Here is a 23378-nt window from a genome sequence, read left to right as displayed (position 1 = left end):
GCAAATAATACCGGGGTATTAATCAGCTATTTGACGATATTTGGCAAAATTTAGCCATTTTTAGCCCATTTAGATACAATCGCTTGAAGTGAGGACACGCCCTAGCATTTAGAAGTTATTTTTAAGCTCACGTAATGCGGCAAATACTGTCAAAGACTTGTCATCATCGATAGTGACTTTAGACCTCACCCCTGCTATCACACTGGGCTCTTGCGTGCGTAAAAACACGTTGATTGCGCGCTCGTGTTCTAAAATGACTGGCAATGTCGGGATACCTTGGGCGGTTTTTTCTTCTGCTTGCGCAAGCGCTTGCTGCATCGCTTCATTGGCAGGTTCAATAGATAAGCCAAAGCGTAAGTTGCTGGCAGTATATTCATGGGCTGGATACAGCAGCGTCTCAGCTGGCAAGCCATTTAAGCGCTTAAAGCTTTCATGCAATTGCTCAATCGTGCCGGTAAAGACACGTCCGCAACCGGCACTAAATAAGGTATCACCGCAAAAACAATGCTTTTGTCCATCGATATCTAAGATATACGCCATGTGGCTTGCAGTATGACCAGACACATCCCACACTTGCGCGGCACAGCCCCACGCACTGACCGTACTACCATCTTTGATAGCCTGATCTTCATCGACGTTATGCTCTGTATGCGCAACCAAATGCGTCATCGGATAAGATTCTTGTAGCTCGGCAACACCGCCGATATGATCATGGTGATGATGCGTGGTCCAGATAGACGTCAGCTCCAAGCCATTTTCTTCTAAATAAGCGATAACTGGCTCGGCTTGACCCGGATCAATGACAATCGCCTGCTTATTATTTTCATTAATGAGTGTCCAAATATAGTTGTCATTGAACGCTTTAATGGGGTGAATACGAATACTCATATAAAATCCTTAGCAGTGATTGTCTTTATTACTGATGTTTTTTATTAAATTTTAAAAACCAAATGAAACGAGATTTTATTTACTGGTTTAAATGATAATTTTTAAATAACTGTTTTGAGCCATTATCTTAAACTATTGCTTTAAGTATCGATTAACACGGGCTTCCGCTTCTTTATCTGACCACCAATAATCGATACCGATCGCATTGGTCGGCAGTTTTGCCGTATGCCGATATTGATTCCAGTAGGCAACATTGGTGCTAGATTTGCCATATAAAGGGACTAAATAATGTCCTGCCCGTAGCAGGCGATCAAGTACGTGCGTATATAAGACAATCTCATCGCGACTTTTAGCATCGCCCAGTTTTTTAATAACACTGTCAATCGCAGGGTTTTTAATACCGATGGTATTGGCGTTACCCGCTTCATCGGCGGCAGCACTGCCCCAAAAGCCCAATTGCTCCGCGCCAGGCGATAAGCTCTGGGCAAAGATGTCGACCATCATATCGTAGTCAAATCGGCGCACACGTTCATAATATTGTGGCCCATCGACTTGGCGTAAGGTCGCATCAAAGCCCAAACGCTTTAGGTTACGAATATAAGGCAACAATACCCGCCCCATGGTTTCACCCGTCATCAAGATCTCAATCTGAGCAAGCTTACCGTTTGGCTGATACAACTTCATATCTTGATAATAAAAACCAGCCTCTAGCAATAGCTGCCGCGCCTCTAACAATCCTTGACGATTAAAACCGCTACCATCGCTGGTTGGCAATCGCCATTCCGTCAATACCGCTTGCCGCTGAATTGGTTCAAGCTTGGTTAGCAATGGTTTTAATACCTGCATCTCAGCCGCAGATGGCGTGCCAGTTGCTGCTAGCTCTGAGCCATGAAAAAAGCTTTGTAAGCGCTCATATTGGCCATGGAATAAAGTTTTGTTCATCCACTCAAAATCGTAAGCTGCCGTCAAGGCTTGGCGAACGCGAATATCTTGAAAGATGGGACGTCGCATATTCATGACTAGACCTTGCATTGGTACTGGGTTTTCGCTGCTTATAGTTTCTTTATAAATCAAACCTGCCTTGACTGCAGGAAAGTTATAACCCGTTGCCCAGTTCGACGCTTTATTCTCAGGGCGAAAACGATATTGCCCAGATTTAAAACCCTCAAAAGCAATCTCATCACTTTGATAATAGACAAACTTAATCATATCAAAATTATAACGACCGCGATTGACCATCAAATCACGGCCCCAATAATTGGGATCACGCACATAGCTGACCGCACGCCCCGCATCGACGCGGCCAAGCTTATAAGGACCACTACCCATGAGCGGCGTCAATGTTATTTTTTCAAAATCTGTATCAATCGAGGATTTAGCAAAAATAGGGAATTGCCCAACCGTTAATAATATCTCTTTATTATCATCAGACTTAAAAACAAACTTTACCCGCTGCTTATCGATAATCTCAATGTCTTTAATATCGCCCAAATAGCTGCGGATATACATCGGACCTTTAGTCAATATCGCATCATAAGTGGCTTTAACATCATGACTGGTCACGGGCGAGCCGTCCCAAAAGCGCGCAGCAGGATTAACATGGTAAATAATCCAACTGGTATCGTCAGGATCATAGGTGACTTTATCAGCCAGCTGCGGATACATGGTAAAGGCTTCATTGAGGGAGCCCGTCATCAAGGTATCGTACAGATAGTCGGTGCCAACCATCGCCACGCCTGTGGTCATCCATTTATTGGCCGCATTAAAGGTGCCGCGTGCATCTAGCGACAGCGTACCACCTTTGGGCGCCTTTGGATTGGCATAAGGCATATACGGTACATCAATATACTCAGTGGTACTATTATGCCCAAGCGCAGTCGTGGTGATTGGCGCTGCGATACTAACAGGTATCCAGCTGACCGTAATGACAAGCAAGACGGCATTTAGCATAGAGTTTTTTAGCATCATGACTATGTAATACCCCTCATAACGACCCTCTACTCTAAACCAACTGGGATAAAAAATGCGCGACTGACGACAAAATACATAATTGACGAAATTTTATCATAACAAATTTAGGTTTTTTAACCTAATGCTTTGCAGCGTTAAGGTTGCTACATGACGGATTATGCCGCTTAAAAAACACTAATACGCATAAAAAAAGACGCAGCTCATAAAAGTTGCGTCTTTTATTTTAAAACCTGTGCTAACTTAAGCGTGCTTTTTTTCAAAGTCTATCATAAAGTCAACCAAATGCTGTACCCACTCTAATGACACTGCATTGTAAATACTGGCGCGCATACCACCAACATCGCGGTGACCTTTTAGGTTCATAAGGCCCGCCGCTTCCGACTCTTCTAAAAACACTTTATCAAGGCTGCTGTCCGCTAAGGTAAACGGCACATTCATGATAGAGCGATATTTGGGGTCAACTGGATTGCTATAAAAGCTGCTGTCATCGATGGTTTTATACAGCAAATCCGCTTTTTGCTGGTTGATTTTGCCGATAGCAGCGACGCCGCCCTGCTCTTCTAACCAATCAAACACCAGCCCTGCTAAATACCAAGAATACGTCGCTGGCGTGTTTGACATCGACTCTTTTTCAGCCTGATGTTCATAGTTCATCAGTAGTGGGCACCACTCACTTGCCTGCCCTAATAAATCTTCACGGATAATGACGATAATTAATCCTGCTGGCCCGATATTTTTTTGTGCACCGGCGTAAATCATGCCAAATTTAGAGACGTCGATTGGCTGTGACAAAATGCAAGAGGACATATCGGCGATAATTGGCGCATCGACTTGTGGCGGCTCAAATATTTGTACACCATGAATGGTTTCATTGGCGCAGTAGTGAAAGTACGCCGCATCTTTACTCAGGTTCCAGTCGCTTTGGGCTGGCACGTCGGTAAAATTACTGTCTTTACCCGTTGCCACCACATTAACCTCGCCCAAACCTAGTTTGGCATAGCGCTGTGCTTCTTTGACCGCTTTACCAGACCAAGTACCCGTCGTTAGATAGTCGGCGCGGCCACCATTTAACAGATTTAATGGAATCGCTGAAAACTGTAAGCTGGCACCGCCTTGTAAAAACAGCACTTTATAGTTATCTGGAATGTCCATAAGCGAGCGCAATTTGGCTTCCGCTTTTTCGGTAATCGCGATGTATTCTTTACTACGGTGACTCACTTCCATGACCGACATACCGCGTCCCTGCCAATCAAGCAGCTCTTCTTGAGCGCGTGATAAGACGGCGGTCGGTATGGTGGCAGGTCCCGCTGAAAAATTGGGTACACGGTTAGGAGCGGCTTTAGTGGTCATAATTATTATCCTAAATATGATGAAATCATCGTGGTTATTAAAGGTTAACTGTTAAAGGTGAATGTTATCGTTATCTTTTACTCTCTGTCGTAGTAGTCGTAATAATAGTAAGTGGCAAGCCTTTAATTCTACTTTGATAACTGCTCCCAGAGCTGACGTTTAAGTTTGCTATCAGCAAGCATCTCATCGAGTGTCGGCACAGTAGTCAAGTTCGGATGCTCAAGGCCGTCAGGTAATACGGTCAATGCCGCCACTTTTATCTCTTCGCGACGACCAATCTTAAACACATATCCTGCAAGGCTGGCATTGGCAAGCTCAGCGGTATCCATACCTTCACAAATAGGAAATGAGGTTGTCTCACAACTGATGGATAGCGCTTGGGTGATATTTTGCCACAGTTTTTGGCTGTTATGATTAAGGGCTTGGATATCAACCAAAATTACCCAATCGCCATAGTGACCACCTTGTAAATCAAAAGGTGCTACCTTTTTAAAGCTTTCCTCTTGAAAGCCCTCTTTGTTAAAACCACTATCTTTAAAACTGTCCTCTTCAAAGCTTGCAGCATTATTTATGTCATCAAGAGCAGTTTGCTGAACGACCGTATTTACAAGTGAGGTAACGGCGGGCTTAGAGATATCAGGGGCAGTCGAGTCAAAATGATAGGTGACGGGGCTTTGTGGGTCAGAATGACTTAAATCTGTCTCATTAGCGTCATCATAAGAATGATTAGACTCATCATCTACCATATCTGCTATGGCATTAATATTTGGGGATGCAATATGAGAAGATTCATTATTCAAAAATTCAATGCTTGGCTGTTCAGTACTCGTTGTAGAAGCAGTCCTAGTATTAGCTAAAGTTGAGTTAGCTGCAACCGCATCAGGCAAGGCAGGCGCAGAAATATCAGCGATACTCAATGTCTCAGAGCTCGGCTGCACCCACTGATTGATACCCATCATCGCTAAAATCTGGCGCTGCTGCATACGATGCTGCAATACAATTAGCGGGTCTTGGACATCACTCATGCTTATTTACTATCCTACTTATCTAAAATGGATTTACAGGTTTTTATTGTCAAAAGAAATACTATTAAGAAAAGGTCAAGAACATATCGTTTCTTGCAAGCAAAACCATTACTTAAATACCATCAACTAAATGGCTCAAAAAAGCTGCCGAACGCCTAACCAATGATTGGCAAGCTCGGTCAAGCAATCATACTCATCTTGACTGACTATCGTATCGTGTAACATCACTGTATGCAACGTACTCAGCCATTGCCGGTAATCATTATAACCATAAGGCTTATTATTAATCGCATTATAATCTATTTGAGCGCCGCCCTGTTGCCTCTGTCGATAATTATCATCACCTTTGGCTTGAGAGCCAGATGATTGACTGGCAGGCGCTATAAAAATAGGCACTGCTGCTATTAATGCTAATAATTGAACGCTATTTAGATTTTGCGCGGTCAATAATAGCCATTGCAAATTTGCCTCACTAGCGGCAGCTAAATCAATATCAAGCAAACGTGCATGGCGGCGTAAATCTACAAGATAATGAGCAATGCTAGCACTATTATAGCTGAGCACTGAAATAGGTGTTGAGATAGGTACTGAGCCATCTAGTGCAGATATTACCTGCCCTTTGGCATCCTTTGCTAAGCGATACGCCAATAAAGTAAGCATGGTTTTTGCGGCAACATCAAGACCATCAAACACCTGCCCTGACGGGTCAAGCTGAGCATAAATATCATCCGTGCCAGCGTGCAATAATTGCTGCCATTGATAGTATGAAGGGGTTTGGCGATGAAGATGTGATTGCACCTGTTTATCGTTTAATACGGCAGATATTATGGGTAATAATTGCTGTAGCTGTAGCGCCTGCCATAAGGACAAAATCGAAGGCGACCGAGACAATCGCGAGTACGTATTCTCTAAAGGATTTAATACGGATGTAGACTTATCAATAGAATCATCATTATCTATATTATCAGCGATATTTTGGCTTAAATCAGCCGTTAGGGAGTTTTCAAACATCTCAATGATACCTTGCTGATAACGCAATAGCATCGTACGACACTTTTTTTGCTGCACGTAATGTTGATGATCTTGATTACGGTGACTGGCTTCATATTTTAAGAGCAATTCATCAATAACACTTTCTGATAAATCATGCTGGCGTAGTTGCTTTAACGCCAATGCAATCAAAGCGCTGTCTAATCGTCTGTCAAGATTTGCCACTGCCGCTAACAATTTATGATCGAGTGTATGCGGTAAAACTCGCGTGTTATTTATATCAACTTTAGTTTCAGCAGAAAATCTCTTATCCTCATCAAGCCCAAGCCAGATATCAGTTAAATCATAAGTTGCTGCTGTTGACAGCACAGAGCCCTGATGACAAAGTAGCACGGCTTCAATCAAAGCCTGCGCCCCGAGCGGGTGATAACTGTGATTGAGCACATACTGCGGTAGCGATACCTTTTGTATATCTTCGATAGCAATCAAGGTATCTGATGGCAAATCACGATCAGGTTTGGCTTGCCACGGCTTAAGCAGCTGATGAGTACCAATATCTTGTGCTTGCACCTGCAAACGCCCATCAATAACAATATCTTGCTCTACAACAAACTCAAGCCCGTTATCGCCTTGCAATTCGTTCTGCATTTCACTAGTAGAAAAGGCAGCGATTTCTTTTTTAATAGCATCTTTTTTAATCGCATCTTCGTCAATAACATCATTGAATATATTATCAATATTTTTATCAGCGAATTTATTTTTACTTAGGCTATTTGCTACTATCACACCCCAATCACCCAAGCGGCGCTGCTCATAAATTTCTTTTATCTTTTGCTGATTGAGACGTTTTTCTTTAGCCACTTGCACGGCGAAATCATGATAAGCGTTGGCATTGATGGCACTCATACGCTCAGCCAAACTTGGATGCGTGGCAAACCAAGAGACATCACCCAAATCGGCACCACTACTGGCAAAAAAGAAATGACTTAATCCATTGATATCGGCGATGGAAGTTAAGCGCGAACCAAGCGCATCTTGGTGAATGGCCTTTAAGGTTTCCATAATAGCCGGCGAACGTGTCAGCTGCACACTGGTCGCATCGGCAAGTAACTCGCGCTCACGATTAAAGCTGTGTTTAATCAGTTGCGCACTGGCCATACTAGAAAAACTCAATCCATGGATTAATAATGTCCAGATATTACGCGGCGCTTGACTATTGAACTTATCATTATGTTGTAGCCATCTTGACTGACTCTTAGCTGAAGATTGCTGGCTTTGCGACTGGCTTTGCCAGTAGGCGACCCATTCACTATGCGTGGTAAAGTTGGCTGTCTGCGCCTCAGTGCGACGCGCATGGCTATCGATTGCTCTTTGCGGTAAAGGGTTGCTTTGATTGACCGCACTATTAATAAAAGAGCCATCAAAATAGTTTTGCTGCTTGTTTTGCTGAGTGTTTTGATAACTGACTTTATAACCAGAACCAAAATTATTAATAGAATCACTCCAGTCATAGAGTAATTGCAATCCTGCTAGCACCACCATTACCTGTAAATTAAACGTCGCATCACCATGTAAGATATGACCATATTCATGCCCTATTAGCCCGTATAGCGCCTCATCAGATAGCTTATCGAGGGCGCCTTGGGTGACGACGAGTACCATATCTTGGCTATGGCGACCCGCCACAAAACCATTAATGCCTTGTTCTTCAGGCAGCACATATAAAATTGGCATTCGCAAACCTGAAGCAATGGCTAGCTGCTGGGCAATCTCATAATAACGCCGATAAACAGGCGGGAAATCCCGCTCATCACGTACGGCAATCTGGCGGGCACTAAAGCAAACTTTTGATACAGGCTGATGCTGATGGGCAACTCCTTGGCTATGCTCCCAAGTGTCTTGGCTGTGGTCGATAAACAAGCGCACTGCACCCACACGTTGAGCAATCGCCCGACCACCTGCTTTTAAGCGTCTATACTCTAAAAAACTACCGACGATAAAGCTACCGATTGTCCAGACAGCAACCAGTATTAATACCCAATGATAAATGCCACCGGTGAATAGCGTGAGCAGCAGCGCCATAACACCAAGTGCCACCGCAATATGGGCAAAGACAATCAGAAAAAATAACCCATAAAGCAACAAGCTGCGCTGAGTACGGCTACGTTGTGCACCAAAGAAATCCATCTATGTATTTTACCTAACCATAACTAACTGCATTTAATATGATACAAATATCAGCCCATATCGACGACAGGTGCTTGAGCAATGAGTTTTCTATCTTCAAATACCAATGGGCTAAGTGGACGAAAGCCAAAGGTTGTGCTGACAAGATTATTGGGAAACACTTCGCGATCATTGTTATAAAACATCACGCTGTCATTATAATGCTGACGGGCAAAGCCTATGCGGTTTTCAGTGTTGGTGAGCTCATCCATCAGCTCTTTAATCATACTGTCCGCTTTTAACTCAGGATAGGCTTCTACGACCGCTGAAAATTGCCCCAAGGCTTTTGACAACATACCCTCTGCTTTGGCAAACAACGCCATATGTTCAAGGGAATCTGGCTGATGCTTAGTAGAATCTTGTAAGCTTTGGGCATGATTACGCGCATTAATCACACGGGTCAGCGTCTCTTCTTCATGGCTCAGATAACGCTTGGCGATTTCGACCAAATTTGGAATCAGGTCATGACGGCGCTTTAGCTGCACATCGATTTGTGCAAAGCCATTTTTTGCTTGGTTGCGGGCACGTACCAGCTTATTAAATACTGACACCCCAAAGACCACGATCAATACCACCACTGCAATGAATAGCCAAACGAACATTTTCGTTATCAGACTCCAAAAGGTTTTTTGTTCACAATATTGTTATTAAAGGTTACTACATTGTATTTTAACCCATATATTTTGTTTGAAGTTTAAAATCAGACGAAATGCAGGCGAAAAAAAAGCCCTTTACAATGAAGGACTTATTGTTAGGATTGACTCGTTTAAAGCGATATAGCACGACTATCAGCAAATTTTAGGTAAAAAAAGCGACTCCATCAGCACATCCTCGGCACACATTATAACTATTACCGTTGCTACCTTCCGGTCCTGGCGGGATTCATAGAACAATGTTGCGAGGCTACCAATGGAGCCACCAGTTGCAGATTATACAAGATTTTTTTATTATTACAACCCCCATTGTCAAACTGTTTGCTTTAGGCGATAAACAACCTTATCAGTACTACGTGCAAGCGACAATGCGGCCAAATCTAAACAGCAACTTAAATCACAAAATTCTCATAGCAAATTGTTGATTTTTTGCTATTTTAGTCAGGGTATGTTGCATAAAAAACAATACAAAAAATACTCATATAAGAATGAGTTTTCTGACCATATCCCTCATACAATTATGATATCCCTCATACAACTATGATAACCATTACGAGCACTAATTAGGAGATAACCATGAGAAACACTTGGATGAACAAAGCCGCACTTGCTACGGGTACCGCCGCCCTACTAACAGCGATGATAGGTAACGCCCATGCAGAACCCACAGGCTACGATCAGCTGACTTTTCAGACAGAAGTCAAAGAGGAAGTCCAAAACGACGAAGTTCGCGCCACTATGTATAAAAAAGCGCAAGCATCAGATGCTAAAACGCTAGCGACCACGCTTAATACTTCGATCAATAACGCGATGAAAATCGCCAAACGCTACCCGAGCGTGACGGTCAGTACTGGCCAGCAGCGCACCTATCCGCGCTACGATAAAAATGACAAAATCATTGGTTGGACAGGACAAGCAAGTATCGACTTAAAGAGTACGGACTTTGTCGCCACCAGCCAGCTGATTGCAGACTTACAGCAAACCTTAGTGATGGAAAATCTAAACTTTGGGGTTTCAGATGCTAAAAAAGATGCGCTTGAACAAAAGCTTATGACCGATGCTTCACGCGCCTTTCAGCAGCAGGCTAAAAACCTGACCCGTGCATGGGATGCGCGCGGCTATCGTGTAGTAACCGTTAACTTAAATACCAACAATAATAATTACCCTCGCCCTATGTATAGCATGAGAGCCGAATCAGTTGCTATGGATAGCGCTGTCCCAAGCCAAAATTTTGAATCGGGCAACAGTACCATTTCAGTCACTGCCAATGGCACGATTGAGTTGTCTAAATAAGATAACGACGGTTATAAAAAATGGTTTTTAACAATAAGGGCAGCCACTGATTCAGCGACTGCCCTTATTTTATAGCTATATTTTTATTATTAACACTTAATCAAGAGATTCAAGGTTATTTCTTTATCGGTTCTTCAAGGGTCATGGGTTTATCAGCTATTGGCTTATCAACTATTGGCTTAGTAAATGACAACATATTGGGCTGCTTGCCATCTTGACGCAGTTTTAATAACACTTTTTGGTGCCAAGGCAGACGCTGATACGCCAACAGCTGCTCTGCTAATTTCTTCTTTTTTTGCAAGGTTTGGGTATTTTGAATGACATAAACGGTACGCTCGACCTGTTTTGCTGCCTGCCCTTTTTTATCTTTTATCACCGCTTTGATGTTATGCGCACCCGGTAGAATATCAACGGTGGCAATCGAAGCGCTCAAACCCTGCGCCACTTCGTTACCATCTAAGTAAATGCTCACGCTATCGCCTGCTTGTAGTGCTGGTTTTACTTGCACCTTGACATCGATGCTTTGTACTGGACGACGATATACCCGCTCTTCGCTAGGCTCTGTCATGGTCAGCTGATAATTAATAGGCGCTTTATTAGCGGTTTTGTCACTGTTAGCAGTGGTGCCAGTGGTGTTAGTAGCAGGTGCTTGAGTAGTATTGACAGGCTGATTGTTGGCATTGTTGGTTTGACTAGAACTATTTGCACCCACACTATCGCTGCCAGTCATCACGCTGGTTTGGCTAATTTGTTTGCCAGCCTGCTGTTCGTAGTTTTGCGGACGGTCGGTAAAGGTCACTTGACCGGTCTTTTCATCGACAACTTTATAAATAGCAGCGGCATTTGCCATCGGTGCGTAAAGGCTTGCGGTGCTAATAACCAGCCCTGTCAGCAGACTTAGCGACAACCCTTTATTTAAAAAAACAGTACTTTTTAATGATGAACTCATAGTCAATCAGCCTAAAGCGATTTGTTATTAATATATAGATGCAACCATTATGCGATATTTTTGCCATTAAATCAGTATAGTCAATCCAAAATAAAATTGATACAACCCATATCATGAAACAGTTTAGGTAAATTATTCTCCATCCACCCTTGGCGCAAAAACTTCGCCTGTGCCCATTTTTTCTCAATAGGGTTTAAATCGGGACTATAAGGCGGTAGAAATAGCAGGCGATGACCATGTCTATTGAGCAATCTCTGAACGCGTTTGTGAAAGCTAGCGTTATCCATGACAATCACGCATTTAGTTTTAAGGCTTGGTATTAGCGTGTCTTTGCACCAGTTGTAGAATATATCGCCATTGATATTCTTTTCGAAGTAATCTAGGGCAAATAACGCTTTTTTATATAAGGCACCAATAACGTTGGTGCGCTTTTTACCTTGCCAGTTATAGCAATCAATGCAAGGGGTTCCAATAGGTGAATAACCATGAGAACGAATGGTTTCAGACTCAAAGCCGCTTTCATCCATGTATACAATTGCATAGCCTTGAGCGATGTAGTCGCCCAGTTTACTTAGATACTTAGCTCTCTTTAATGGGCAAGCTTTTGGATGCTCTAAGGTCTTTTTTTTGACTAATGCCAAGACGTTTTAAAGCGGCCTCGATGCCCGACTTACTACATCCAAAACGCTGTGCTCTTTCGTACATGTAATCGTCTGGATGCTGTTCAACATCTTTTAATAGCGCTTCATTAGGTATTTTATTTGGTGGTTTGTTGCGAGTTAGTTTGATACTAGGATCTTTGAGCCAATTCTGTAGCGTGGCCTTACTAATACCATAGAATACACTGGCTTGCCTGATACTCATGCCTTGTTGTTCAACACTTTTAATCACTTGAGCTCGAAAGTCTGCTGAATAAGTCATAATCTTTTTACTTTTCATTTATTTTAAAACTACTGTACCACTTTTATAAAGGCTCTACTATAATGACTTTACAGTAAATTTAACAATTAAGCGTCTACTTTAATTACCCACAAAAAAACCAGCTAAATATAATTTAGCTGGTTTTTCTTATTTAAAACAATTGAGCCTATTAATTATTAATTAGCAGCTATAGTACAAGTCAAACTCAACAGGATGTACGGTGATATTGACGCGCTGCACTTCTTCTTGCTTCAGTGCAATATAGGCTTCTAACATCTCTTTAGTGAATACATCACCTTTTAATAAGAACTCATGGTCATCTTTTAACGCTTGTAGGGCCACTTCTAAGTTTTCAGCAACCGTTGGAATGAGTGCTTCTTCTTCTGGTGGTAAGTCATATAAGTTTTTATCAGCGGCTTCGCCTGGATGCATTTTGTTTTGAATACCGTCAAGACCTGCCATCAATAACGCCGCAAACGCTAAATACGGATTGGCTGCTGGATCAGGGAAACGCGCTTCAACACGTACCGCTTTTGGGCTACTAACGTGTGGAATACGGATAGACGCCGAGCGGTTAGATGCTGAGTACGCAAGCTTAATAGGTGCTTCATAATGTGGCACAAGACGCTTATAGCTGTTGGTCGATGGGTTGGTAATCGCATTTAAAGCACGGGCATGTTTGATAATACCGCCGATAAAGTAAAGCGCGGTTTCTGACAAGCCCGCATATTCATCACCTGAGAAAGTATTGACGCCGTCTTTTGAGATAGAAATATGCACGTGCATACCAGAACCGTTATCACCAACGATAGGTTTTGGCATAAAGGTGGCGGTTTTGCCAAATTGATGGGCGACGTTATGGACGGCATACTTTAGCTTTTGTACTTCGTCTGCTTTACGAACCAAGGTATTAAAAGCCACGCCAATCTCTAACTGGCAAGGAGTCACTTCATGATGATGGACTTCGATACAACCTTCGCCAATCATATCTTCGATACGCTCGCACATTACCGCACGCATGTCTTGTGAACTATCAACCGGTGGTACTGGTACATAGCCGCCTTTGACGCGTGGACGGTGCCCCATGTTGCCCCACTCATAGGCTTTATTGGTTGACCAAGCGGCTTCTTCAGCGACGATTTCATGGCTAACACCAGACATATTAACCGACCATTTTACTTCGTCGAAAACAAAGAACTCAGGCTCAGGACCAAAAAAAGCGGTATCACCAATACCCGTTGATTTTAAGTATTCTTCGGCACGGCGAGCAATAGAGCGCGGATCACGGTCGTAGCCTTGTAGCGTTGATGGCTCGATGATGTCACAAGTCACCACCACAGTAACTGCGTCAAAGAATGGGTCAATAAAAGCAGTTTCTGGGTCAGGACGTAAAATCATATCTGAGGCTTCAATACCCTTCCAGCCAGCAATCGATGAGCCGTCGAACATTTTGCCATCTTCCATCACTTCTTCATCAACGCTGTGCGCTGGAAAAGTCATGTGTTGCTCTTTACCGCGGGTATCAGTAAAACGAAAATCAACCCATTTAGCGTTGGATGATTCGATAAGATCAAGTAATTTGTTCGACATGGATAGTTTCCCTTATGGTTATCGTGGTAATAAAATTGAAACGTAGAATGAAAATTTTAGACGGAAAGTTTTTTTAAAAGTTATTTTTTGCTCAAAGCGCAGCTGATTTTCTGGCGTTAAGCTTTAAGTATTTTTATGAGCCAAATAAATGCAGGTGCTATTTTAGCAACATCTGACCGATAATGCTGAACTCTTCAAATGCATCTTGGTAAATAATATTATATCGCTTTAATAGCGAGCTATTCACATCTATAAGAATTGCAGCTACTATGCCAACTCATCTTCGGGCCATCAAGTTTTTAAAACATCCAAAAGCTGAAAGTAATAATTATTTATAATAGATACAAGCATTTACATAATATAAATCTTTTATATTAAAGCGTTATTTGCATAGCAATTGTTATGTATAGCTAGCAAACTCAAAGATTAATATATTAAATAACGTCTCATAACAGTGCAAACTTTAGAAAGTTTAACTTAGTAATGCACCTTTATAGAGCATTTATTGCTATCAGCGTGCAACGGCGCTACGTTTGATAGATAACGAAATAGTGTTAAGATAACAGCGTTTAAAATCACATCGCTGTTGAACCTATTAAGTTAAAGATACTAAGGTAAAGATAAAGAGACTAAGTTGAACAAATAATGATTTTGATGATCGATAATTACGACAGCTTTACCTACAATATTGTACAGTACTTCGGTGAATTGCAGCAGGACATCAGCGTTTGGCACAACGATGAAATCAGTATTGATGAGATTAAAGCACTTGCGCCAGATGCCATTGTTATTGGTCCTGGCCCCTGTGACCCTGACAGTGCTGGTATCTCGCTAGAGGTGATTGCGACCTTTAAAGGCATTATCCCGATATTAGGTATTTGCTTGGGTCATCAGGCAATCGGTCAAGCCTTTGGCGGTAACGTTGTCAAAGCAAGCGCAGTCATGCATGGGCGGTTATCGGCTATTTATCATAATGGTCAAGGCGCTTTTACCAACTTGCCAAATCCAGCCCAGTTTACCCGTTATCACTCATTGGTGATTGAGCAAGCAAGCTTACCCGACTGCTTTGAAGTTAGCGCTTGGACTCAAAATACTGATGGCAATATCGAAGAAATTATGGGCATTCGCCACCGCGAGTTTGCCATTGAGGGCGTACAGTTTCATCCTGAGTCGATTTTAAGCGAAGCCGGTTACCAGCTGCTGAATAACTTTTTACAAACGCATCAATTAGCAGTTTTGTCCTCAGATAATTTACCAAAAGTAGGATAAGCGCTTTAAAAGACGAACCCACTTTTTAATCCAATGAATGTATTTAAACGACAACTATAAAAGATAATAATAAGTGAGAATATTATGACCGCTGCCGCTATGCAGGACAAAAAATCAATCATGAATCAGGATAAGCAAAGCCTGCAAAATGCTGAGAGCATCAATCAGCTGCCAGATGAGAGTATTCATAAGCTTCTGACCACCGCATTAGGCAGGATTTTTCAGCATATTGATTTGACCTTTGATGAGATGTATCAAGTCATGCTCGTCATCATGCAAGGCAGATGCAGCGATGCCATGATGGGCGCGATTTTGACGGGCCTGCGAATGAAAGGCGAATCCATCGACGAGATTACGGCTTCAGCCAGTGCGATGCGTGACTTAGCTGCCAACATTAACCCAAGAGACTGTCATTATATGGTCGATATCGTTGGTACTGGTGGCGATGGTGCTAACTTATTTAACGTATCGACAGCCGCTGCCTTGGTCGCAGCCGCAGCTGGGGCGCAAGTCGCTAAGCATGGTAACCGCGGCGTTTCGACCAAATCTGGTAGCTCAGACTTACTTGAGCAAGCCGGTATTAGCCTAACCTTGACACCAGAGCAAGCGCTGCAGTGTATTGAGAATAAAGGGATTGGCTTCTTATTTGCACCCAACCACCATAGCGCAATGCGTTACGCCAATCCGGTACGCCGTGAGCTAAAAGCGCGGACGATTTTTAATATCTTAGGTCCACTGACCAACCCTGCTGGCACGCCAAATCTAGTCATCGGCGTCTTTACCGCCCAGTTATGTGAGCCTTTGGCAAAAGTGATGAAAAATCTGGGCGCGCGTCATGTAATGGTGGTCGGTGCAAAAGATGGTTTGGATGAAATCAGTCTTGCAACTTCAACCACGGTAGCCGAGTTAAAAGACGGTGAAATCTCTGTTTATGAGATGATGCCAGAAGATGCGGGCGTCGAGTCACAAACCTTAATTGGCCTTGATGTCGATTCCCCATCACAGAGTCTTGAGCTGATTCGTGCCGCTTTATCAGGTGAAGATACTAATGACCGCGCTGTTCTAAAAGCCCGTGATATGATTGCCTTAAATGCCGGAGCTGCAATATATACCGCAGGACTTGCCAGCAACTATCCGAATGGCGTGAGCCGCGCCCAAAAAGTCATTCAAAATGGTGACGCTTTGATTAAGCTTGATGACCTAGCCAAATATACGCAGCAATTAGCTGGCCAAGCTTAATAAGCTAAATGCCTAAAATTAATAAAAAATACGTGGCTCATAACCCTGTTAATCGCAAATATGTATGCCGCCTTAATTTATTCGCTTAATTGTTACCCTAATTTTTTTACCAAATAACGGAATATAGCCATGACCGCCAAGCCAAAATCAGACACCGCGATTCCTTCAGTGTTGCAGCGTATCGTCGCCACCAAGCACGAGGAAGTCGCTGCTGCTCGGGCGGCAGTATCGCTTGAGGCATTAAAGTCTCAAGTTGCTGCTGATACCCAGCCACGTCGCGGTTTTGCCAATGCTTTACGCAGCGCCGATATTGGTATCATTGCGGAGATTAAAAAAGCCTCGCCGTCTAAAGGTATTATCAATCATAACTTTGCGCCTACGCTATTTGCCAAGCAATATGAGCAAGCGGGAGCCAGTTGTTTATCAGTACTCACTGACCGTGATTATTTTCAAGGTGATGACAGCTACTTAATCCAAGCGCGCGAATCTTGCAGCTTGCCGATATTGCGCAAAGATTTTATGGTAGATATTTATCAGATTTACCAATCTTACTTAATGGGCGCTGATTGTATTTTATTGATTATGGCCTGTCTTGATGACGCGCAAGTACAAGAGCTACATGCGCTAAGCATTGAGCTGGGTATGGATGTGTTGATTGAAGTTCATACAGCAGATGAGCTTGAGCGTGCGCTACAGTTGCCACGTTCAGCGCATAATATCTATGGTATTAATAATCGCGATTTAAATACCTTTGATGTCGACTTACAAACGACGCTTGATTTAAAAAATACCCTGCTGCGCGAATTAGCTATCGATGATGCCCTCGCTGCCAATCCTAATGACCGTCTAGAACGGCCGCTTATTGTCACCGAAAGTGGCATTCATAGCAGTCATGATATTCGTTTGATGCTCAATAATGATATTCAGCACTTTTTAATCGGCGAGCAGTTTATGAAGACCGAGCATCCCGGACAAGCGTTACAATCCTTACTTGCGAGCGTCGCAGCACAGGCGTAAAGTAAACCACATCTATTTTATGTACGATATAAACCATTAAGATACTCATTCACTAACCAACGATACGTTAATTATTATGTCAAACTCCCTATTTTCAAAAGAAATGCAAGACCAATTAAAAGAACTTAAAGGGCAACTGAGTAAAGGTCGCGATACCAATTCACCAGAAGGTGAAAATGAAAAGCCAACCGAACCTGTCTCACTCTTGACCCAAAAACAAGTCAAAAAAACGGTCAAGCAATTAGATAGCGAACATATCGACGACGATAAAGTGCTATTTATGCAAGCGATGCATGGCGTCAACCAGCTAAAAGACAAAAACGTGCGCACACCTGCCAACGCCTCTAAAGCGGGTAAGCCTGACGCTGCAACGTTATCAAAACGCGCTGCCGCTCAAGGGAGTGAGGCCGGTGATTTGGGCGCAGGTTTATCAGATATGCAGGCGCTATTAAACCCTGTAGCAGGCGAAGCCTATTTATCCTATAAGCAGCCTACCCTACAAAACAAAATTTTTGATCAGCTTAAAAAAGGTAAGCTACGCTGGTATGATGCGGTAGACATTCATGGCTGCACCATCGAAGAAGCGCGCGATGCAATGACGCAACTGCTCAGTCAAGCTAAGCAAAACAATGAAACTGTGGTAAAAATCGTCCACGGTAAAGGCTCTGAAGCCATTTTAAAAACCTGCGTCAACGGTTGGTTACGTCAACTGCCAGAAGTACTGGCATTTTGCTCGGCTCCGCCGAAAGATGGTGGCAATGGTGCGGTACTGGTACTACTTAAAAAGACCAAAACCGATAAAGAATAAAATTATAGTTCGAAAAAAAAGGACTGCCATGACGCAGTCCTTTTTTATATCAAAGGTTTACCCTCTCGTTTTGTAGTCGCGCTTTGATAAACCTTCCTATCATTTTGCTGCATATTTTTTAGTAAGTGATTTCTCTATGAATATACAAATCATCGAAAATGAACAAGCATTAAAAGCACATATCAACGCTTTGATTGCTCTCGAGCCAAAATTTGCGCCTGTTTATGAGCAAGTGGGTATGCCTGATTTACGCCATAACGCAGGCGGCTTTACACAAATAATGAGAGCGATGGTTGGGCAACAGCTATCAGTCACGGCGGCAGCCAGTATATGGCAACGCTTAGTAGAGGCAAGTTTGACGACGCCATCAGCGATTCGGGCAGCGACAGACGAGGATTTACGTGCGCAAGGGCTATCTAAGCAAAAAATTCGTTATACGCGCTCTTTGGTCGAGCACAATATAGATTTTGCTGCCTTAGAGACCTTACCCGATGAAGAAGTTATCAGCACTCTGACGGCTGTTATCGGTATTGGACGCTGGACCGCTGAGATGTATCTGCTGTTTTCGTTACAGCGCGCTGATGTGCTGGCAGTTGATGATCTAGCCATTAAAGTCGCAGCGATGGAATTGTTAGATTTAGAAGAGCGCCCAACGCCAAAACAATTAAAAAACCTGACCCAAGATTGGTCACCGCACCGTAGCGCTGCCAGCTTATTGTTATGGCAATATTATGGTTTTTTACGTCAAAAAACCGCTATACCTTTATAAGCCATAGCTTTATAAATAAAACGTTCAATAAACCTTAAGTAAAATAACCACACAAAATATTAAGGCTGATTCCAAATAGAAAAACCAAATTTCTTTTTGGCGTGTTTAAACTTACCTTTTTTTAATAGTCGATGTTTATGCTTTTGTATTTTTTGCTTTTTAGTGGTGTCTTTACGAGCCTCTTTCTCACTCGTCGCACTGTCAGCGTTTTTATTTAAATCAAGCGCCTTTTGCTCATCAGCAGCATTGTCGTTATTGGCATCAGTGTCTGCTTCACCCGCATCGCTTGCGTCCACTGCTTCGTTTATCGAATCATCGGTCACGGTTTCTAGCTGAGGTTGTGGCTCAAGCTCGGCTTGATTGACAATCAGCTGCTGCGTCGGCAGCGCATGCTCGACATCGTATTTTTTCACCAGGGTCAACACATCGACCAACAAGTCATCTTGCTTGCGATAAAACTCTATCGAGTCGACAGCATTAATATAAGCGCGCAGTTGAATGACGTAGCAGTCTTGGCGCAGCTCTGAAATATTGGCCTGATTCCACTCCTGATTGGTCAGCTCGTGCTCGTCCAAAAATTGATCTAATTTTTTGACCATTTTGAAGACCACATCAATATCCGCATTGCGTTTGATATATAAGTTATGCAAAAAGTGAAACATATCCCGCGAGGTATAGTTTTCAATTTGCATCGATGAGAAGTCACTGTTAGGCACCGTCACAATCGTCCGGTTCAGCGTGCGCACCCGTGATGAACGAATACCGATATCAATCACCGTACCTGCTTGGTTGCCGAAGCTACAATAGTCGCCGATGCGTACTGGCGAATCTGCCACCACCACCACACTGCCGACCAAGTTCTCAATCGTCTTTTGCGCACCTAGTGCCAAGGCTAAACCACCGACCCCTAATGCGGCAATCCCTGTGGTCAAATCAAATCCTAAATTCCCAAAAATGACAATAACGGCAAAGATTAATAATAGCGCTTTGACCACCTTGCGCATCAAACCCAAGATAGAAACTCGCTCGGTATAGTTTTTCTTATAACTTAAATTGACCGCGCGGGTAAATATGGAATCAATAACACGCAGTAATAGCCATGTCGTCGCTACCCAAGAGGCAATGTCCGTAAAGCGCTTAATCGGTTCACGCAGTGTCACTGATATGCCGGCATAAACCATCACCTCGGCCAATATCAGCGCCGTGATAACGACGGTCAGTGGCAATATCACATTATTGGGTAAAGGTAACGTCTCACCTCGTAGGCGAGGATAAATCAGTTTTAATAAATAATAGAGCAGCCAAACCACGATGTAAGTGAAGATAAAACTACTGACTATAATGGCTAATGCCGCCAATATATCGGAAATCTGATAACCAAATAGCTTTTTACCATCTAATGAGTCAATGGTGTAGCGCGAAACCAGCGTCGGCTGATAATTCTCTATCACTTCTGGTATCGAGCTTAGGGTATCGTTTGAAAACTGCCAATACTGCTCGCCTTGCTTAGAGGCCACTCTTTCGAGCACCAGCGGCACACTCTTATCACCGACATTAATCACGCCGACGTTTTCTTGGCTTGGCGGTAGCTGATCGCTTAAATTGCCCTCAGGCGTATTGTTAATTTGCAAATCAGGCTGAAAACGCCCGCCCGCATCGAGTGCTTGCTTAAATTGGCGCACCACAGTGGTTGGATTATCAGACTTGGATAAATTTAGATAATTACTGGCCAGCAGATAGTCGTTATCGCCCAACGCTTTAATAAAGCCTTGTACGGTATGGCGCGGCGTATCACGTCCGAAAGAATCGGGCACCGAGGTATTGACCACCTCTTCAGTTTGACCACCCACGCCCAATATGTTGGCTTCGGCAGCAAGCACCTTATGTGAAAAAACCACGCTTAATACACTCAATAGCATCGCAAAGAAAAACACCGTTATCATGAGCGGCGTTTTTGTTTTTAAAGATATAAATGATGCAGATGGCGCAGTACGAGCACTCAGATGACGCTGAATAGACAAAACAAACCTCTTAGCTTTAGGAAGAGCAGCATAGTAAATAAATGAAATCCGCCACTATAATAGCAATTATTAATCACAGCAATGCGTTTGATTGCATGTTTTTATTACTGGTTAAAATAGTGCTTGCCTTTAATGCAGATAATATTTATTTAAAGGCTTAAAAAACACTACTAATGGCTAAACAACCCAAATAACTCCCCGTCATCATGAGCATCACTCAGCGTATGCTGAATAAATATTAAGACAAAGTGGTTTATAAGTACGTAGCTTTTATAGATAATAAACGCATGTAAAATTCGTATTACTTTTTGTAATTTTTTACTTTTAGGCTCTCGCTTCTGTAACTTTTTACTTTGTTCAACTTGTCATTTAACTTTGGAATTCAATATGGCTTTATCACGTTCATCTTCGACCACCTATCTGCGGTTATGTATCTTAAGTGCTTTAGGCGGATTTGCTATGAGTGCCACAGCTGCGACTGGTAATAGTAGCGTTATCAATCACAGCGAGTTGCCACAAGTTGAGCTTGATAAGATTGTCGTGACAGCGACGCGGACGCCAACTAAGACCAGTAATGTCATTGCCCAAACTCGAGTCATTGATAGTGAAGAATTGCAGCGTTATCAGGGTCAGACAGTAACTGACGTATTAAAGAATCAGCCTGGTATTAATATTACGCAAAGTGGCGGTATGGGCACAGCCAGTAATTTTTATATGCGCGGTTTTGATAGCAAGCAAGTCTTGGTGATTATCGATGGGATACGCTATGGTTCTATCTCCTTGGGTAGCCCTTCTCTAAATCTATTATCAGCAGATCAACTGGATCGTATTGAGATTTTATACGGCGCCTCAGGTTCTAGTATTTATGGTTCTGATGCCATGGGCGGTGTCATTCAAATCTTTACTAAGGGCAATAGCGTCGATAAATCCAATGTTTCTACGACTGTTGGTTATGGCAGTAACAATCATTACCAAATAGGCATTACAGGTCAGCTTAAAAATGCGACTTCATCAATGAGCTTGGGCGTCAGTCGCAACGAAACAGACGGCTTTAACGTCATAGCCAACCCCGAGTCTGTTGATTTTAATGCGGACGATGATGGCTTTAAATCTACTAACGCCAGTTTGGCATTGCAGCATAAGCTTTCAGACTCGCTAAGCGCGGGATTGAGTGCTTTGTATACTGACTCTACCACTGATATTGACTCAGCAGGAAATGCGTTTCCAAATGCCTATTCAGACCAAAAGAATGGCAGTGCCAATGCCTATCTTCAATATGAAACGCCTTTGACGGTCAGTAAGCTTAGTTACGGTCAAAGTATCGACAAATCGACTTCTCATGACACCTACTCTATCAATTACCAAGAAGGCAGTCAGTACGATACCACACAAGAGCAAGCACGTTTAGAAACCAGTATCAACGCGCAACCGGGTACTGTAACTGTTGGCGCAGAATGGTTGTCACAAAAGCTAGACGCGTCAGATGTTTTAGTCTATCCACCTTACCCTGACACCACTCCTCCTGTACAGACCCCTTATGACCCTAACGACAGAACGGTCAAAAGTGTCTTTGTTGGTTATCAGCTCGCGGACACTTATTACGACCTACAAGCCAACTATCGCTTAGACGACAACTCTCAGTATGGCAATGAGAGTACCTACAATTTGGGAGCGGCTATACGTCCGTTGGCAGGTATGCGAATTGGCGCCAACTATGCTACAGGTTTTCGTGCCCCAACGTTTAATGACTTATACTGGCCGGGTTTTAGTAACCCCAACCTTAAACCCGAAAGAACGAAAAACACCGAAGTATTCGTTGAATACGCAAATGATGCTCAAACATCACGATTGACAGGCTATTACACCGATGCAGAAGACCTGATTTCTAATGCGGCAAATATCAGTGAAGCGAAAATCAAAGGGTTAAGTTTGACTTCAGACTGGAATATGAACGACTTTATCTTTGGTCTCGGTTATGACTACTTAGATGCAAAAGACAAAACGGCAAATAGCGCCAGCTACGATCAACAGCTTGCCTATCGTCCTAAAAACAGTGGTTTAATTTACGTGGGTTATCAACAACCGATGTTTGATATTCGCCTTGAAGCCAAACATACGGATGATAGAGTCACGGCCGAAAACAATAAACTTGATAGCTATACCTTGCTTAATTTAAGCGGCGCAGTTTATATTAATCCTAATCTTCGCGCTAACTTGCGGGTAGATAATATCACTGATGAAGACTATACGCTTTCAAGCCAGTATGGTAACGTCTATACCACAGAAGGCACCAGCTATTTCGGCTCACTCACCTATAACTGGTTCTAAAAATATTTAGCTTCATAACATAGCATGTATATAAATAATCAAGGCTATCAATCGATGGCCTTTTTTTATGA

The 23378-nt window shown here is 42.9% G+C and carries 18 protein-coding genes and 1 other RNA gene; 7 read left to right on the top strand and 12 right to left on the bottom strand.

Annotated elements, in window-relative coordinates:
• Positions 1-108 precede the first annotated feature (108 nt).
• From gloB to ffs, 7 genes are all read right to left on the bottom strand, one after another.
• Positions 109-888, bottom strand: a complete 780-nt coding sequence (gene gloB / locus RAH45_RS05990) for a hydroxyacylglutathione hydrolase (protein WP_068405252.1) — start codon at positions 886-888, stop codon at positions 109-111.
• A gap of 132 nt (positions 889-1020) precedes the next feature.
• Positions 1021-2853: an extracellular solute-binding protein gene (locus RAH45_RS05985; RefSeq protein ID WP_306495915.1), complete on the bottom strand. Its 1833-nt coding sequence runs from the start codon at positions 2851-2853 to the stop codon at positions 1021-1023.
• A gap of 246 nt (positions 2854-3099) precedes the next feature.
• Complete coding sequence (gene serC, locus RAH45_RS05980) at positions 3100-4209, bottom strand: 3-phosphoserine/phosphohydroxythreonine transaminase (RefSeq protein WP_306495817.1); 1110 nt, start codon at positions 4207-4209, stop codon at positions 3100-3102.
• A 128-nt stretch (positions 4210-4337) separates the two neighbouring features.
• Complete coding sequence (locus RAH45_RS05975) at positions 4338-5234, bottom strand: hypothetical protein (protein WP_306495816.1); 897 nt, start codon at positions 5232-5234, stop codon at positions 4338-4340.
• Positions 5235-5369: 135 nt separating this feature from the next.
• Positions 5370-8411 (bottom strand): M48 family metalloprotease, encoded by a 3042-nt coding sequence (locus tag RAH45_RS05970; RefSeq protein ID WP_306495815.1) that lies wholly within the window; start codon positions 8409-8411, stop codon positions 5370-5372.
• A gap of 50 nt (positions 8412-8461) precedes the next feature.
• Complete coding sequence (locus RAH45_RS05965) at positions 8462-9052, bottom strand: LemA family protein (RefSeq protein WP_306495813.1); 591 nt, start codon at positions 9050-9052, stop codon at positions 8462-8464.
• 213 nt (positions 9053-9265) lie between these two features.
• Positions 9266-9362, bottom strand: an RNA gene (ffs, locus tag RAH45_RS05960) — signal recognition particle sRNA small type.
• A 317-nt stretch (positions 9363-9679) separates the two neighbouring features.
• Here ffs and RAH45_RS05955 point away from each other — a divergent pair.
• Complete coding sequence (locus tag RAH45_RS05955) at positions 9680-10396, top strand: SIMPL domain-containing protein (RefSeq protein ID WP_306495812.1); 717 nt, start codon at positions 9680-9682, stop codon at positions 10394-10396.
• A 115-nt stretch (positions 10397-10511) separates the two neighbouring features.
• Here the strand turns inward: RAH45_RS05955 and RAH45_RS05950 are convergent, their stop codons facing one another.
• The 4 genes from RAH45_RS05950 to glnA form a co-directional block, all read right to left on the bottom strand.
• Entirely contained in the window at positions 10512-11345 is an 834-nt protein-coding gene (locus tag RAH45_RS05950) for a DUF4124 domain-containing protein (protein WP_306495811.1), read from the bottom strand.
• An 80-nt stretch (positions 11346-11425) separates the two neighbouring features.
• Positions 11426-11986: an IS630 family transposase gene (locus tag RAH45_RS05945; protein ID WP_305935929.1), complete on the bottom strand. Its 561-nt coding sequence runs from the start codon at positions 11984-11986 to the stop codon at positions 11426-11428.
• On the bottom strand, positions 11925-12266 hold the full coding sequence (locus tag RAH45_RS05940; protein ID WP_201608655.1) for an IS630 transposase-related protein: 342 nt from the start codon (positions 12264-12266) through the stop codon (positions 11925-11927). The genes RAH45_RS05945 and RAH45_RS05940 overlap by 62 nt, the downstream gene beginning before the upstream one ends.
• A gap of 180 nt (positions 12267-12446) precedes the next feature.
• Positions 12447-13856 (bottom strand): type I glutamate--ammonia ligase, encoded by a 1410-nt coding sequence (gene glnA, locus RAH45_RS05935; RefSeq protein ID WP_068405236.1) that lies wholly within the window; start codon positions 13854-13856, stop codon positions 12447-12449.
• Positions 13857-14501: 645 nt separating this feature from the next.
• Here glnA and RAH45_RS05930 point away from each other — a divergent pair.
• From RAH45_RS05930 to RAH45_RS05910, 5 genes are all read left to right on the top strand, one after another.
• Complete coding sequence (locus RAH45_RS05930; protein ID WP_306495810.1) at positions 14502-15125, top strand: anthranilate synthase component II; 624 nt, start codon at positions 14502-14504, stop codon at positions 15123-15125.
• Between the two features lie 120 nt (positions 15126-15245).
• The gene (trpD, locus tag RAH45_RS05925) at positions 15246-16364 is read left to right on the top strand and encodes an anthranilate phosphoribosyltransferase (RefSeq protein WP_306495914.1); all 1119 of its coding nucleotides are present in this window, start codon (positions 15246-15248) and stop codon (positions 16362-16364) included.
• A gap of 129 nt (positions 16365-16493) precedes the next feature.
• Positions 16494-17381, top strand: coding sequence for an indole-3-glycerol phosphate synthase TrpC (gene trpC / locus RAH45_RS05920; RefSeq protein ID WP_306495809.1), 888 nt, complete (start codon positions 16494-16496; stop codon positions 17379-17381).
• A 76-nt stretch (positions 17382-17457) separates the two neighbouring features.
• Positions 17458-18189, top strand: a complete 732-nt coding sequence (locus tag RAH45_RS05915) for a Smr/MutS family protein (RefSeq protein WP_144296233.1) — start codon at positions 17458-17460, stop codon at positions 18187-18189.
• Positions 18190-18325: 136 nt separating this feature from the next.
• Positions 18326-18958: a DNA-3-methyladenine glycosylase family protein gene (locus tag RAH45_RS05910; protein ID WP_306495807.1), complete on the top strand. Its 633-nt coding sequence runs from the start codon at positions 18326-18328 to the stop codon at positions 18956-18958.
• Between the two features lie 59 nt (positions 18959-19017).
• Here the strand turns inward: RAH45_RS05910 and RAH45_RS05905 are convergent, their stop codons facing one another.
• Entirely contained in the window at positions 19018-20979 is a 1962-nt protein-coding gene (locus RAH45_RS05905) for a mechanosensitive ion channel family protein (protein ID WP_306495805.1), read from the bottom strand.
• A 387-nt stretch (positions 20980-21366) separates the two neighbouring features.
• On the opposite strand from RAH45_RS05905, the gene RAH45_RS05900 reads away from it, so the two are divergent.
• The gene (locus RAH45_RS05900) at positions 21367-23307 is read left to right on the top strand and encodes a TonB-dependent receptor (protein WP_289050351.1); all 1941 of its coding nucleotides are present in this window, start codon (positions 21367-21369) and stop codon (positions 23305-23307) included.
• Positions 23308-23378 lie beyond the last annotated feature (71 nt).

The sequence above is a fragment of the Psychrobacter sp. van23A genome, from assembly GCF_030845275.1.
GTDB lineage: Bacteria > Pseudomonadota > Gammaproteobacteria > Pseudomonadales > Moraxellaceae > Psychrobacter > Psychrobacter faecalis.
This window is presented reverse-complemented; position numbering and strand designations above follow the sequence as displayed.

What these genes read in the sequence shown, in the direction of transcription:
- RAH45_RS05930 (WP_306495810.1), top strand. Translation starts at nt 14,502, where the DNA reads ATGATTTTGATGATCGATAATTACGACAGCTTTACCTACAATATTGTA.
- trpC (WP_306495809.1), top strand. Translation starts at nt 16,494, where the DNA reads ATGACCGCCAAGCCAAAATCAGACACCGCGATTCCTTCAGTGTTGCAG.
- trpD (WP_306495914.1), top strand. Translation starts at nt 15,246, where the DNA reads ATGAATCAGGATAAGCAAAGCCTGCAAAATGCTGAGAGCATCAATCAG.
- RAH45_RS05900 (WP_289050351.1), top strand. Translation starts at nt 21,367, where the DNA reads ATGGCTTTATCACGTTCATCTTCGACCACCTATCTGCGGTTATGTATC.
- RAH45_RS05950 (WP_306495811.1), bottom strand. Translation starts at nt 11,345, where the DNA reads ATGAGTTCATCATTAAAAAGTACTGTTTTTTTAAATAAAGGGTTGTCG.
- RAH45_RS05915 (WP_144296233.1), top strand. Translation starts at nt 17,458, where the DNA reads ATGTCAAACTCCCTATTTTCAAAAGAAATGCAAGACCAATTAAAAGAA.
- RAH45_RS05975 (WP_306495816.1), bottom strand. Translation starts at nt 5,234, where the DNA reads ATGAGTGATGTCCAAGACCCGCTAATTGTATTGCAGCATCGTATGCAG.
- RAH45_RS05940 (WP_201608655.1), bottom strand. Translation starts at nt 12,266, where the DNA reads ATGACTTATTCAGCAGACTTTCGAGCTCAAGTGATTAAAAGTGTTGAA.
- RAH45_RS05910 (WP_306495807.1), top strand. Translation starts at nt 18,326, where the DNA reads ATGAATATACAAATCATCGAAAATGAACAAGCATTAAAAGCACATATC.
- serC (WP_306495817.1), bottom strand. Translation starts at nt 4,209, where the DNA reads ATGACCACTAAAGCCGCTCCTAACCGTGTACCCAATTTTTCAGCGGGA.
- RAH45_RS05955 (WP_306495812.1), top strand. Translation starts at nt 9,680, where the DNA reads ATGAGAAACACTTGGATGAACAAAGCCGCACTTGCTACGGGTACCGCC.
- RAH45_RS05985 (WP_306495915.1), bottom strand. Translation starts at nt 2,853, where the DNA reads ATGCTAAAAAACTCTATGCTAAATGCCGTCTTGCTTGTCATTACGGTC.
- gloB (WP_068405252.1), bottom strand. Translation starts at nt 888, where the DNA reads ATGAGTATTCGTATTCACCCCATTAAAGCGTTCAATGACAACTATATT.
- glnA (WP_068405236.1), bottom strand. Translation starts at nt 13,856, where the DNA reads ATGTCGAACAAATTACTTGATCTTATCGAATCATCCAACGCTAAATGG.
- RAH45_RS05970 (WP_306495815.1), bottom strand. Translation starts at nt 8,411, where the DNA reads ATGGATTTCTTTGGTGCACAACGTAGCCGTACTCAGCGCAGCTTGTTG.
- RAH45_RS05965 (WP_306495813.1), bottom strand. Translation starts at nt 9,052, where the DNA reads ATGTTCGTTTGGCTATTCATTGCAGTGGTGGTATTGATCGTGGTCTTT.